The sequence below is a fragment of the Prescottella sp. D32 genome, assembly GCF_037287305.1.
In the GTDB taxonomy this organism is placed as follows: Bacteria; Actinomycetota; Actinomycetes; order Mycobacteriales; family Mycobacteriaceae; genus Prescottella; species Prescottella equi.
Window position 1 is genome coordinate 616,862 of record NZ_JARBSW010000001.1, and the last position, 13,742, is coordinate 630,603.

General features: G+C 69.1%; 14 protein-coding genes. 12 read left to right on the plus strand and 2 right to left on the minus strand.

Annotation, left to right across the window (positions count from 1 at the left end):
- Positions 1–5 precede the first annotated feature (5 nt).
- The 12 genes from PSS76_RS02895 (at position 6) to PSS76_RS02950 (ending at position 11,231) form a co-directional block, all read left to right on the plus strand.
- The gene (locus tag PSS76_RS02895) at positions 6–1,349 is read left to right on the plus strand and encodes a deacylase (protein WP_337455834.1); all 1,344 of its coding nucleotides are present in this window, start codon (positions 6–8) and stop codon (positions 1,347–1,349) included.
- Entirely contained in the window at positions 1,349–2,302 is a 954-nt protein-coding gene (locus PSS76_RS02900; protein WP_064076279.1) for a DODA-type extradiol aromatic ring-opening family dioxygenase, read from the plus strand. The genes PSS76_RS02895 and PSS76_RS02900 overlap by 1 nt, the downstream gene beginning before the upstream one ends.
- A gap of 35 nt (positions 2,303–2,337) precedes the next feature.
- On the plus strand, positions 2,338–3,210 hold the full coding sequence (locus tag PSS76_RS02905; protein WP_005517215.1) for an alpha/beta fold hydrolase: 873 nt from the start codon (positions 2,338–2,340) through the stop codon (positions 3,208–3,210).
- Positions 3,211–3,289: 79 nt separating this feature from the next.
- Entirely contained in the window at positions 3,290–4,237 is a 948-nt protein-coding gene (locus PSS76_RS02910) for a 2-hydroxyacid dehydrogenase (protein WP_084870220.1), read from the plus strand.
- Between the two features lie 218 nt (positions 4,238–4,455).
- The gene (locus PSS76_RS02915) at positions 4,456–5,409 is read left to right on the plus strand and encodes an ABC transporter substrate-binding protein (protein WP_260985082.1); all 954 of its coding nucleotides are present in this window, start codon (positions 4,456–4,458) and stop codon (positions 5,407–5,409) included.
- Positions 5,406–6,215 carry an ABC transporter ATP-binding protein gene (locus tag PSS76_RS02920; protein WP_005517218.1) on the plus strand — a complete coding sequence of 270 codons (810 nt, stop codon included), beginning with the start codon at positions 5,406–5,408 and terminating at the stop codon, positions 6,213–6,215. Before PSS76_RS02915 ends, PSS76_RS02920 begins: the two co-directional genes overlap by 4 nt.
- Entirely contained in the window at positions 6,212–7,045 is an 834-nt protein-coding gene (locus tag PSS76_RS02925) for an ABC transporter permease (protein WP_005517219.1), read from the plus strand. The genes PSS76_RS02920 and PSS76_RS02925 overlap by 4 nt, the downstream gene beginning before the upstream one ends.
- 33 nt (positions 7,046–7,078) lie before the next feature.
- Positions 7,079–7,861, plus strand: coding sequence for a class II aldolase/adducin family protein (locus PSS76_RS02930; RefSeq protein WP_084870219.1), 783 nt, complete (start codon positions 7,079–7,081; stop codon positions 7,859–7,861).
- Between the two features lie 161 nt (positions 7,862–8,022).
- The gene (locus PSS76_RS02935; protein WP_022598254.1) at positions 8,023–9,027 is read left to right on the plus strand and encodes an NAD(P)/FAD-dependent oxidoreductase; all 1,005 of its coding nucleotides are present in this window, start codon (positions 8,023–8,025) and stop codon (positions 9,025–9,027) included.
- A 3-nt stretch (positions 9,028–9,030) separates the two neighbouring features.
- Positions 9,031–9,351 (plus strand): DUF362 domain-containing protein, encoded by a 321-nt coding sequence (locus PSS76_RS02940; RefSeq protein ID WP_005517222.1) that lies wholly within the window; start codon positions 9,031–9,033, stop codon positions 9,349–9,351.
- Entirely contained in the window at positions 9,351–10,202 is an 852-nt protein-coding gene (locus tag PSS76_RS02945) for an alpha/beta fold hydrolase (protein ID WP_013417399.1), read from the plus strand. Before PSS76_RS02940 ends, PSS76_RS02945 begins: the two co-directional genes overlap by 1 nt.
- A gap of 138 nt (positions 10,203–10,340) precedes the next feature.
- Positions 10,341–11,231: an IclR family transcriptional regulator gene (locus PSS76_RS02950; RefSeq protein WP_013417398.1), complete on the plus strand. Its 891-nt coding sequence runs from the start codon at positions 10,341–10,343 to the stop codon at positions 11,229–11,231.
- A gap of 9 nt (positions 11,232–11,240) precedes the next feature.
- Here the strand turns inward: PSS76_RS02950 and PSS76_RS02955 are convergent, their stop codons facing one another.
- Positions 11,241–12,746, minus strand: a complete 1,506-nt coding sequence (locus tag PSS76_RS02955; protein ID WP_337456137.1) for an AMP-binding protein — start codon at positions 12,744–12,746, stop codon at positions 11,241–11,243.
- A gap of 34 nt (positions 12,747–12,780) precedes the next feature.
- Positions 12,781–13,728: a quinone oxidoreductase family protein gene (locus PSS76_RS02960; protein WP_064078696.1), complete on the minus strand. Its 948-nt coding sequence runs from the start codon at positions 13,726–13,728 to the stop codon at positions 12,781–12,783.
- Between the last annotated feature and the right edge of the window lie 14 nt (positions 13,729–13,742).

A 13,742-nucleotide genomic window follows, 5' to 3' on the forward strand; every position in this document is an offset into this window, starting at 1 on the left:
AACTCGTGACCCCCGGGACCGCCGACCCTCTCGCCGGTCTCGACGAACAGCGCCGCCGCTGGGTCGAGAAGGCCTGGGGCGAGGTGGATCGGGAGCGGCTGCGCGAGCTGACGGTCGGGCTGGTGGACATCGCGAGCCCGACCGGCGACGAGGCACCGCTCGCCCGACACATCACGGACACGTTGGCGGCCGGTGGGGTCGAGGCGCACACCATGTACCTCGACGACCGTCAGGCGAACTCGTGGGCCCGGGTGCGCGGCAACGGCACCGGACCGGACCTGATGTTGTACGCGCCGATCGACACCGTCACGAGCGGCGACGCCGCCGAGGACGTGCCGTGGGCCGCGGAGACGCTGCGACCGGATCTGCGCGCCGAGGCCGTCGTCGACGGCGACTACGTCATCGGTCTGGGGGCGTCGAATCCCAAGGGGCACGCGGCCTGCGTCATGGCCGCTGTGGAGGCGGTCCGGGCCGCGGAGATCCCACTGACCGGTGACCTCCTCGCCGGCTTCGGCGCCGGCGGCATGCCGACCAACGCCCGCCCGGGCGTGGGGAATCCGCGAGCGAACACCGGCCAGGGAGTCGGCTGCTCGTACCTGCTCGAGCAGGGCGTGTGGTCGGATTTCGCGCTCATCGCGAAGCCGGGCTGGACGGTGTCGTGGGAGGAGGTGGGGCTCGCGTGGTTCGAGATCACCGTGCACGGCACCCACACCTACGTCGGTTCGCGGCACCGGTTGCCCTACCGGAACCCGGTCGCGCTGGCCGGTGCGGTGGCGTTGCGGCTCGAGGAGTGGTTTCCGCAGTACTCGCACCGGCACGGGGACGGGCTGGTGTCGCCGCAGGGGATGGTTGCGAACATCCGTGGTGGCTGGGAGCGCACCGCGTCCTTCACCCCGGGGCAGGTGCGGATGACGGTGGATCTGCGGCTGAGCCCGCGGACCACACCGTCGGCGGCCGGCCGCGAACTGACGGAAGCGGTACGGGCCATCGCCGCCGATCTGGACGCGCGGATCGATGTCGAACGAATCCTGGCGATCCCGGGAGAGTCGTCCGACGAGCAGATGTGGCTGTGTCGCAGCGCGATCGGTGCATGGGAGGCGTTCGAGGGCGGCCCGCACGACGGGGTGCACGACGCCAGTGGCGCGACCGACGCGAACATCCTGCGCGGCCGCGGCATTCCGACCGTGCGGGTCGGGATGCCGAAGGTGGTCGACGCCCCGTTCGAGGTCGACTTCGCGATGGGCATGAACACCGTGGACCTGCGCGAGGCGGAACGCCTCACGCGCTACCTGATCCGGGTTGCCGTCGACACCGTGACCCGGTCTCTCGAGGAAGTGGGGATCGACTGATGGCGAAACTGGTGCTGGGGGTAGGTGCATCGCACAGCACTCTCATGAACACGCACTGGGAGGAGACGACCCACAAGGCGGAGGCCGAGCGGTTCCGCGCCGCACTGGGGGCGGCGCGCGACCGCATCGCCGCCGCGCGACCCGACGTCGTCGTCCTGCTGGGATCCAATCACTTCCGCGGCTTCTGGCTCGACCTGATCCCACCGTTCACGCTCGGGGTCGGCGAGTGCATCGCGAGCGGGGAGTCGGGCACGCCGAAAGGCCCGCAGAACGTCGACGTCGACCTCGCGCGCCACGTCGCCGACGAGGTGGTGGAGGGCGGAGAATTCGATCTGGCGTTCTCGGCGCGTCTGCAGATCGATCACGGACAGTCGCACGCGATCCAGTACCTGCTCGCCGGGCTCGACGTCCCGATCGTCCCGCTCGTGGTCAACGTGTTCGCGCCTCCTCTGCCTACGTTCGGGCGGTGCGAAGGCCTCGCCCTGGCACTGCGCGACGCGATCGCGTCGTACCCCGGCGATACGCGGGTGGCCGTCATCGCTTCGGGCGGGCTGTCGCACCGGCTGCCGTGGCCGGACTGGCGGGACCCGCACGGCGAGGACGAGGACTTCATGGTCCAGGCCTGGCTCGACGGTCGCGAGAACTGGTCGGACTACGACGTCCGCCGGCGCCAGATCATCCGGGCCGCCGAGGCCGCGATCTCACCCGAGTTCGACGACCGCATCCTCGACCTGTTCGCCGTCGGCAAGGCCGGTGAACTCGCGGGCTACACGAGCGCGGCCATCGAAGCCGAGGCGGGCAACGGCGCCCAGGAACTGCGCACCTGGCTGATGATGGCCGCGATGATGGACTACATCCCCGCCGAACGGCTTGCCTACGAGTCGATTCCGGAATGGCTGACCGGTATGGGCGTCGTCGTCCTGGATCCCGCGGCGGCACCGGCGGCGCACTGACTTCACCTCCCCTCTCTTCTGCAAAGGACACACTCATGACAATCTGGAACGAACTGGCCGGCATCGACTTCGCGGTCAAGACCGTCGACGCCGCGGGCATCCCCACCCGATCGCTGCAGGCCGGCTCCGGTGACGAGGCCGTGGTGTTCCTGCACGGCACCAGCGGCCATCTCGAGGCGTTCGCGCGGAACATCGCGGTGCACGCCGCGCACTACGAGTGCCACGCCATCGACATGCTCGGCCACGGATACACCGGAAAGCCGGACTACGCGTACGAGATTCCCCGATACGTCGAGCATCTCGTGAACTACCTCGACGCCGTCGGACTCGACAAGGTTCATCTGGTGGGCGAGTCCCTCGGCGGATGGGTCGCCGCGCACCTCGCCAGCGAACAGCCGGAGAGGGTGCTGTCGCTGCAGTTGCTCGCGGCGGGCGGGACCGTCGCCAACCCGGAGATCATGGAGCGCATCCGCACGTCGACGACCAAGGCGGTGCAGAGCGACGACGTCGAGTTGACCCGGGCACGCCTGCGGCTGCTCATGCACGATCCCGTCGATGCCACCGAGGAACTCGTCGAGGCGCGGCACCGGATCTACCACCAGCCGGACTTCGTCGCGAACATCCACAACCTGCTGTCTCTGCAGGACATGGAGACTCGTCAGCGAAACCTGCTGCGTCCCGATCGTCTCGCCCGTATCCAGGCGCCCACCCTGGTGGTGTGGGGGCACGAGAATCCGTTCGGTGACGTGCCGGAGGCGAAGAAGATGGCGGAGGACATCCCCGGTGCGCAGTTGCAGCTCTACCCCGAGTGCGGCCACTGGCCGCAGCACGAGCAGGCGGCACTGTACAACCCGCTGAGCCTCGAGTTCCTGGCGAAGGCGTCCGCGCACGCACGCAGCGTCGCCTGAGTCGACTTCCCGCAACACAGTTCGTGGAGCCGGCCGCGCATCGCGCGGCCGGCTCCACGCATCGAGAGGACGGTGTGCGATGCGGATACTGCTGTTGGCGCCGGACGAGCGGGACCTCCTCGGGGGTCTGCTGCGCGGTGCCGCTCCCGGTGTCGAGGTGGTCCGACCGGTTACCCGATCCCGGGACGAGCTGCGTGCCCTGCTGCCCGACGTCGACATCGTGGTCGGGGATTGGAGCGGTCGACTGCCCTTGGGCGCAGCGGAAGCCGAGATCGGAGGGCATCTGCGGCTGCTTCAGCAACCGGGCGTCGGTGTGAACTGGATCGACGTGGAAGCGTGGCGGCGGGCGGGGGTGCCGGTCGCCAACACCCCCGGCGCCAACGCGGCCTCGGTGGCGGAGTGGGCCGTCGTCGCGACCGCGAGCCTGAGCCGGTCGATGGGTTGGGCGCACGACCGGCTCCGCGCCGGGGAGTGGCCGCAGGAGCAGATCCTGGACCACGGCTGTCGCGACCTCGGTGAGCGCCGGGTGGGGATCGTCGGGTTCGGGGACATCGGCCGTCGGTGCGCAGGTCTGTTCGCGGCGTTCGGCTGCGAGGTTGCGTACACCGCACGCCGCCCGAGGTCCGACGCGCCGGCGCGGTATCTCCCGTTCGACGACCTGCTCGCGGTGTCGGACGTCCTCGTGCTCGCGGTGCCGTTGATGCCGTCGACCCGCGGAATGATCGGTGCGTCCGAGCTGGCCCGGCTGCCGGAGGAGGCGATCGTCGTGAACGTCGCCCGCGGTCCGGTCGTCCGCACGGATGCGTTGGTGGCCGGGCTGCGATCCGGACGTCTGGGCGGTGCGGCGCTGGACGTCTTCGATCACGAACCGCCGGCAGCGGACAGCGAGCTGCGGCGGCTCGACCGGGTCCTGCTCAGTCCGCACGTGGCCGGCGGCAGCGCCACCGCGCGGCGGCGGATCTACGAGATGACGGCCGCCAACGTCGCGCGCGTGTGTCACGGAGCCGCGCCGCGGTGGACGCTGTGACCACGTCCAATTTGTTTCCTTCGTATTTCGAACAATCCTCTCGGAACAGGTGCGATGTTGCGCGCCGGTAAGTTATCCGGCCCGGTCCGCACGGTGGACCGCGTTGGTTTTCGCCGCTGCTCCCCGCCGTTAGGTTTCTTCACCACGACCCCGCAAATGCGGCGCAGATCACAGAACGAAGGTGTGCACACATGGCCTGGCGATCGACATTCGGCAAGGTGACCCTTGCATCAGCAGCACTTGTTCTCACGGTTGCCGCGGGGGCGTGCAGCCGGCCCGCCACGCAGAGCACGGCCGACAGCGGCGGTGGCCCGCTCCGGATCGCGGTGGGCATCGATGCGTCCTACGCGCCGTTCTTCGTGGCCGACCAGGAGGGGATGTTCGCGGACGAGGGGCTCGACGTCCAGCTGGTCCAGTTCGGCCGTGGCGGTGAGGCCGTCGATGCACTGGCCACCGGCCAGGTCCAGGTGGCTGGTAGCTCCGACACCACGACTATCGCCCAGCTGCGACAGAATCCGTCGCTGCGGGCCATGTACTCGTACGAGGTGTCCGGCGACTACATCAAGGTCGTCCTGCGCAACGGAGTCGACACTGCGGCCGGTATCGAGAAGATGGGTATCGTTCCCGGACTGAGTCAGATCTCGACGGACAAGTACCTCGAGGCGAACGGAATCGCCCCGGGCGCAGTCGAGATGGTCTCGGCCACACCGACGGACATGCCCGCGCTCCTCAGTCGTGGCGACATCGACGGCTACGTGCTGTGGGAGCCGTGGCCGGCCACCGCGCTGTCGCAGGGCAGCGGGCACGTCGTTGCCGTCACCGGTGACTACGACTGGTTCTACCACCACTGGGCCATCGCGACGGCCCCGTGGCTGGAGCAGAACGAGGACACCGCCCGCAAGATCGCCAAGGTGCTCGCCCAGGCGAGCGAACGGGTCGAGTCCGACCCGCAGACGGCGGCGGCGGCGACCAGGAAGGCCGTCAACGTGGCCGAGGACCAGACCGTCACGGCAGTGAGCGAAATCGATTTCGGTGTCGAGAATCTCACCGACAAGGACGTGGAGTCCGCACAGTCGATCGTCGACTTCTACAAGAAGATCGGCGTTCTCTCCGAGCAGCCCGACCTCACCTCGGCGATGCTGCTCGACTGGTACCAGGAGGACAAGCAGTGACAGCGACAACCACCACCAAGGGCGTCCCGATCGACGTCCGCGATCTCGGCATCAGTTTCGGTGCCGCCGAGATCGTCTCGGGCATCGGCCTCGACGTTCGACCGGGCGAGTTCGTGTGCCTGCTCGGTCCGAGCGGATGCGGCAAGTCGACCTTGCTCTCGGCGATGGCGGGATTCGTGAAGCCGTCCGCCGGCGAGATCGTGTGCGACGGTGACGAGGTCTACGGGAGCAACCCGCACGCGGGCATGGTCTTCCAGAGCTCGGAGGCCCTCTTCGAGTGGATGACCGTGAGCCAGAACGTGGCGTACGGACCGCGTATGCACGGCGCGGACAAGGCGGCCCAGGCGCGGATCGCCGCCGAGTACCTCGCGATGGTCGGCCTGCCGCACGCCGGTGACAAGTTCCCGGCCCAGCTTTCGGGCGGTATGCGTCAGCGCGTGCAGATCGCGCGCGTCCTCGCGAACCAGCCGTCGCTCGTCCTGATGGACGAGCCGTTCGGTGCGCTCGACGCCCAGACCCGTCAGGTCCTGCAGACCGAACTCGACAAGATCTGGCGGCACACCGGCTGCACCGTCGTCTTCGTCACGCACGACATCGACGAGGCGCTCACCCTGGCGGACCGCGTGGTCGTCATGTCCGCCGGACCGAAAGCGCGCATCAAGAGCATCTACGAGGTGGATGCGCCGCGACCGCGCGATCGTGCCCACCCCGAGGTGATCGATCTGTACGAGCAACTGCGGGACGACATCCGCGCCGAGGTCGTGGCGTCGCTGCGCAACCAGGGCATCGAGGAGGACCAGCTGTGACCGCCGTGGCCGACACCCCCACCACCGTGCGCGCTGCGCGCACATCCCGCACCCGCCGTCGTGGTGCCGGCGCATCCACCGCCGCCGCCCGCACCGCACTCCTGTGGATCGCGTCCGCCGCGATCGGTCTGGCGGTGTGGTCGTTCCTGGCCTGGTGGTACGGGCCCACCACCATCGCCTCTCCGGCCGAGGTATGGACGGCGGCAAAGGAATTGGCGGAGAGCGGCGTACTGTGGACGTCGATCTGGGCGTCCGCGCAGCGCATCCTCATCGGCTGGAGCCTCGGTGTCGTGATCGGTGCGCCGATCGGCATCCTGATGGGCCGCGTGAACATCGTGCGACAGCTGCTCGACCCGTACATCGAATTCTTCCGCTTCATCCCGCCGATCGCGTTCGTGACGCTGGCGGTGGTGTGGTTCGGCATCGGTGAGACGTCCAAGGTCGTCCTGATCTTCTACACCTCGGTCTTCATCGTCACGGTCAGCACGATCGCAGCCACGGTCTCGATCAGCGACAACAAGCTGCAGGCGGCAGCGAACCTGGGGGCGGGCAAGCTGCAGCTCATGAAGACGGTGGTGCTGCCGTCGTCGGTGCCCGGCATCATCACCGGCGCCCGCCTCGCGATGGGCAACAGCTTCCTGACGATCGTCTCCGCCGAGATCGTCGCCGCCGACCACGGCATCGGATCGATGATCTGGCAGGCGCGCAACTACGGCCGCATCGACTGGACCTTCGTCGGCATCATCGTGCTGGGCATCATGGGCTTCGTGTTCGACCGGATCCTGCGCCTGCTCTCGACACGGTACCTCGCTCGCTACGGCGTCAAGTAGACCCCCGACACCCGTCGAACCTGAAGGGACGCAATGACTCACGCACCCACCATCGCAGAGTTGGCCGGGATCCCCGGACGACCCGAGTCGGACGACGTCGAGAGCGAACGGCGGCGCCGCAAGATCGCGGTGATCGGCGGCTACCGGATCCTCTCGCGCTTCGGTCTGGACGAGGGGATCTCGGGGCACATCACGGCCCGCGACCCGGAGCGTCCCGACACGTTCTGGACGGCGCCGTTCGGCCGGCACTTCTCCCAGGTCCGGCCGGACGAGCTGCTGCACGTCGATTCCGAGGGCACCATCCTGTCCGGCGACGGGCCGCTCAACCGGGCCGCGTTCGTCATCCATTCCAAGGTGCACGAGGCGCGACCCGACGTCGTCGGCGCCGTGCACGCGCACGGGCTCCAGGGCAAGGCGTTCTCGTCGCTGCACCGTCTGCTGAGCCCGATCACGCAGGACGCGTGCGCTTTCTACGAGGACCACTCGATCTACGACGAGTACCACGGTGTCGCGCTCGACGAGGAGGAAGGACTGCGCATCGCGGCCGCGCTGGGGCCCCGCAAGGCGGTCGTGCTGAGCAATCACGGGCACCTCACGGTCGGCACGTCGGTCGAGAGTGCCGTGTGGTGGTACGTCTCGATGGAGCGATCCATGCAGGCCGAGCTCGCGGCTCGTGCCGCGGGGGATCCTGTTGCGCTGCACCACGACGTCGCCCTCCAGACGTACGAGGCCGTCGGCACCGAGAAGGTGGGCTGGTTCGCGTACTCGACCATCATCCAGAAGATCGCCGCCGAGGAACCCCACATCTTCGGCTGACCTCGCGGCGCCCCGTGACGGCGGGCTCACCGGCAGACCTCCCCTTCGCCGGTGGGCCCGCCTTTCGGCGTGTGTGCGCACCGGTGGCGCGGACCGAACACAGTCTGCTGACCGGACCGGTTTCATATGTCAAGGGCACCAACGTCATTAGCGTTGCCGACATGAACGCTTCGTCCAACGTCCCGACCGAACTCGAGGTCGACATCCTGATCATCGGCGCCGGCCCGGCGGGTCTCTACGGCGCGTACTACGCCGGTTTCCGTGGCCTGCGGGTGGCCGTGCTGGACGCGCTGTCCGAGCCCGGCGGTCAGGTGAGTGCGATGTACCCGGAGAAGGCCATCCTCGACATCGCCGGATTCCCGTCCGTGAAGGGGCGCGATCTCATCGACGGACTGCTCGAGCAGGCCGCACCGTACGATCCGCTGTACCTGCTCGGGGAGCAGGCGCAGACCCTGGCGCACCTCGCGGACGGTCGCGCCGTCGTCGGAACGAGCACGGGCCGCGAGGTCACTGCGGGAGCCGTGATCGTCACCGGCGGCATCGGCACCTTCACGCCTCGCCCGCTCGCCGAGGGGCTCGACTTCCTCGATCGCGGGCTCAGCTACTTCGTCCCGGACCTGTCGGCCCACGCCGGCAAGGACGTCGTGATCGTCGGGGGCGGGGACAGTGCCTTCGACTGGGCGGTTCACCTCGAGCCCATCGCGTCGTCGGTGACGCTCGTGCACCGCCGCGACAAGTTCCGTGCTCACGCGGCGACGGTCACGAAGGTGCGGCAGAGCAGTGTGCGGATGATCGTCAACGCCGACGTGTCCGCAGTCCGCGGCAACGGCTGGATCTCCGAGGTCGACGTCGCACACAAGCTCGAGAAGAGCACCAGCACCTTGCCCGCGCAGTCCGTCATCGCCGCGCTCGGCTTCACCGCGGACCTGGGACCACTCACCGAGTGGGGACTCGAGATCGACTCGCGGCACATCGTCGTGAACACCCGCATGGAGACCGCGGTGCCGCGCGTGTACGCCGCCGGCGACATCACCGACTACCCCGGCAAGGTCCGGCTCATCGCGGTCGGTTTCGGAGAGGCCGCGACCGCGGTCAACAACGCGGCCGCGGTGATCGATCCCGACGCGGAGATCTTCCCCGGACATTCCACCGAACAGGAAGGCTGAACAATGGCATTCGTCATCGGCGAGGCATGCATCGACTACATGGACCGGTCCTGCATGGAGGAGTGCCCGGTCGACTGCATCTACGAGGGGGAGCGCAAGCTCTACATCAATCCGAACGAGTGCATCGACTGCGGTGCATGCGAACTCGCGTGCCCGGTCGAGGCGATCACCGTGGACCGCAAGGCCGATCCCGAGTTCAAGGAGGACGCCAAGCGGTTCTTCCTGGAAATCCTGCCGACCCGGGCCGAGCCCGTCGGCAACCCGGGTGGCGCCGCCAAGATCGATGTGATCGGCGTCGACACCCCGATGGTGGCGGCGTACTGATGGGCGTGCGGTTCGGGTACGCGGACACCTCGTTCGGCCAGCTGCACTACGCCGAGCAGGGGCGGGGACCGGTGATACTGCTGCTACACCAGACCCCGCGCTCGTGGGACGAGTTCCGAGAGCTGATTCCGTTGTTGGCGAGCAACTTCCGAGTGATCGCGATGGACATGGTGGGCTTCGGTGCGAGTGCGTCGCTGCCCGCCCCGCAGACCATCGAGGACTTCGCACAGGGGGCGTGGGAGCTGCTCGACGCCCTGGGCGTCGACCGGGCCACCGTGCTGGGGCACCACACCGGTGCGGCCGTGGCGCTCGAGATGGCGGCGGCGGACGGCGGACGACTCGACGCGGTCGTGCTGTCGTCGTGTCCGTGGGCGGACGCCGAGTACCGCGCCGGTCACACGGGCGCGGGCGGGGTGGACTGCGCCGAGCGTGTCCCGGACGGCGACCACCTGCGGGTGCTGTGGGACCTGCGTCGTCCGTACTATCCGGACCCCGTCACGGGTCTGCTGGACCGGTTCGTCCACGACGCCCTCTCGTTCGGGGTGGATCCGGCCGAGGGACACCGTGCGTGCGGTCGGTACCGGATGGAGGAACGGATCGGCTCCGTCACGGTTCCGGTCCTGCTGATCGGTGCGGGTGCCGATCCGTTCTCGATGCCGGCCCTTCCGAAGCTGCGTGAGCACCTCATCGGGGCACCGTCGGTGGCGGAGGTCGTGATCGAGGACGGCACCGTGGCCCTCGTCGAACGGCACGCGGACCGGGTCGCGACAGCGGTGTGCGAGTTCCTGGCGAATGTGAACACCACCGCCTCGCCGGTGACGGCGGACACCCTGGTCGCGCGGCATATGTAAACCCTGTGAAACCGGTCCGCTGGACGGAACGTGTGACGTGCGTCTCGGGACTTTGGTCCCTAGCGTCACTGGCACCGACAGGGCTACACCGCTCGGACCTCCGAGTCGGGGAGAGCCCCAGAGTGTCAGGAGGCCGCAGTGACGACAGCGATGCAGCGATCGGTCGATCTCGGTTCGGTGGTGCCGATCCAGGCGGCGCGAGGACAGGGCGGTGAGATGTCGTCGGTGCTGGGAAAGGCCCGCTCGATCCTCGACGCCTTCGACAGCGACCACAGCGATCTCTCGCTCACCGAGTTGACGCGCCGCAGTCGGGTCGCGAAGGCCACGGTGCACCGTCTCGCGGGGGAACTGGTCGAGTGGGGTCTGCTCGAGCGGGCCGGCACGAAGTACCGCCTGGGGTTGCGTCTGTTCGAGCTGGGGCAGCTGGTGCCCCGGCAGCGGATCCTCCGTGACGCGGCGCTCCCCTACATGGAGGACCTGCTGCTCGCGACGCAGGAAACCGTGCACTTCGCGGTGCGCGACGGCATCGACGTCCTCTACATCGAGAAGATCATCGGCCACCGCGGGCTCAACCAGCAATCCCGCGTCGCGGGCCGGCTCCCGTTGTACTGCACGGCCACCGGGAAGATGATCCTGGCGTTCTCACCGCAGTCGGTGTTCGACGAGGTGGTCGAGCAGGGCTTCACCGCGCTCACCGCGCGGACGACGATGTCGGTGTCGGTCCTGCGTCAGCAGCTCGAGCGGATGCGCAAGGAACAGTTGGCGGTCGAGGTCGAGGAGACACGCCTCGGCTACATGAGTGTCGCGGTTCCGGTCTTCAGTGGTCCCACCACGATTGCCGGGGCACTGTCGGTGACCGGCCCGACGGTCCGGCTCAACGTCAGCCGGGTGACCGGTGCGCTGCGTACCGCGGGAATGGGTATCAGCCGCGCGCTGCACGCGATGAAGTGCACGCACGCCCCCGCCGACCTCGCGCGGGGAATGGCCTGCAGCCCCACGATGTGTTCGTTCAACGGTTGCGGCAAGTAGGTGGTGCGGTCAGCGGCCGCTAGCGATCCCGGCCCCTTCCGCGTCCCACGTGTGCGGCCCGATGCCGCGTTCCCGCAACGCCGCCTTGCGCACCTTGCCCGTCTCCGTGAGCGGTAGCGCGTCCACGACGTCGATGTACCGGGGCAGGGCGAAGTAGGCGAGACGGGGCTCGGCGAACCGGCACAGCTCGGCGGGTTCGACGCGGTGCCCGGGCCGCACGACGACCGCCGCCATCACCTCGTCCTCGGCCAACTGCGACGGGACCGGGAACACCGCCGCCTGCGCGACCGCGGGATGCTGCGCGAGCACGTCCTCGACCTCGGTCGACGAGATGTTCTCCCCGCGCCGGCGGATCACGTCCTTGATCCGGTCGACGAATCGGAACCAGCCGTCGGCGTCCCGCACCACGCGGTCGCCCGTGGCCAGCCATGCTCCGGGCGCGGCGGGCGGGTCACCGAGGTAGCCGAGCGCGAAGGCGCCGTCGAGTTCGGTGCGCACCAGCAGTTCGCCGGGGGTGCCGTCCGGGACGGGGCCCCCGGCCGGGTCGACGACGAGCGCGTCGTATCCCGGCATGACCGTGCCGAGGTAGCCCGCGCGCCGGTCACCGGGAACGGTCCCGAGCACCAGATTCGTCTCGGTGGTTCCGAATCCGTCGATCAGCTCGACACCGAACCGTTCCCGGAACGGCCGCCACAGCCGCTCGGGTGTCGCGGGAGAGAGCGCCCGGGTCGCCCGATGCGCGCGATCGTGCGGGGACGGCGAACGACCGGCCAGCATGGCGACCATCGCGCCGAGCAGATACACGACGGTCGCGTCGGCGTCGGCGACGCGGCGCCAGTACTCGCGCACCGAGAAGTGCCGGCCGAGAACGAAGGTGCCGCCCGTCACCACGGCCTGGAAGAACGCGTTGATGGCGTTGGTGTGGAACAGCGGCAGGCCGTTGTAGAGCACGTCGTCCGGACCGAGGCCGAGTGAAGCGCCCACACCCTGCCCCCACCACAGGAATTGTGCGTGCGGACACTCCACGCCTTTCGGCATCCCCGTGGTGCCGGAGGTGAACAGCACTGCCGCGGGGGAGAGGGCCGACAGCCCTTCGACCGGCGGCAACGGCCGCGAATTCGGTTGCGGCGTCCGTTCGGTGCCGACGATCCACAGCTCGCCCCGGAAACCGGCTCCCGCGACGCGGGAGACGTACTCGGGTTCGACCAGTACGTGCCGGGCACCCGACACCGCGAGGACATGACGCAGCGCGTCACCGCGGAAGGCGGTGTTCAGCGGCACCGCGACGGCACCGAGCCAGGCGCACCCGAGGATCAGATCGATCGCCTCGACGCGGTTCGTGGTCATCGCGGCGACGGGGTCACCACGCCGGATCCCGCGACGTGCGAGCGACCCGGCCATGGCGCCCGCGCGGTCCACCAGTTCGCGGTAGGTCACTCGCACGTCGTCCACCCGCAGCGCGGTGTGGTTACCGCGTCGGGCGGCACGGTCGAGGAGCAGTGCCGGGATCGTCATCGGGTCCGGCAGCGGCAGTGCCCCGGTCACATCGTCACGGAACGACGACGGCACGGCCGGCGACCTTGCCCTCGCGCATCAGCTGCAACGCGTCGGCGATGTCGTCGAGCGGGAACTGCTGGACCGCGAGGCGGATGTCGCCGGCCACGAGGCGGGCGATCATGTCGGGGGCGAGCTCGGCTTGGCGGGCGGTCTTGCGAATCATGTTGACGGGCAGAATCGCAACGTCACTGAGCAGCCAGTTCGGCAGGTCGATCGTGAGCTGCGTGCCGAGGGTGTAGCCGATCAGTGCGGCTCGCCCGCCCGGCACGACACGGGCGAGCAGGTGCGGCAGCGCGTCCCCGCCGAGGGTGTCGATCAGGACGTCCGCGACCGGATCGGGCCCGAGGGCCTCGGCCACCTCCGCGCCGCGCCCGACGATCGGCCGAACCCCCTCCGGCAGCAGCGCGACCTGATCCTCGCGGGGCACCACCCCGATCACTTCGGACGCCCCCGCCAGCTGTGCGAACTGGGCGGCCATCGCCCCCACCGCGCCGGAGGCTCCCGCGACGATCACGCGTTCGCCCACTCGGACGTCGGCAACATCGTGAACGGCGACGTAGCCGGTGGTGCTCGGCAGCAGGAAGGTTGCCGCGACCGCGGGGTCGAGTCCCGAATCGAACGGGGTGAATGCCTTGTCCGAGGCCACCACGAACTCGGCCCAGCAGCCGTTCTTGAACAAGCCGACGCCGCCGCCGCGCACCAGGACCGGGGTCCCGGGCTCGAAGGTGTCGGACTCGACGACGGTGCCGGCACCGTCCGTGCCGCCGATGTGCGGCAGTCGAGGGCGGACGTCGAAGTTGCCGCTCGCGACCGTCATGTCGAGGTGACCGAGTGCGGCCGCATCGATCCGGACGAGGGTCTGGCCGGGTTCGCGGGCGGGCACGTCGACGTCGTCGACCACGGGGGCCTGTCCGAAACTGTGGAGCCGGGCGGCGCGCATGTGTTCTCCTTCTG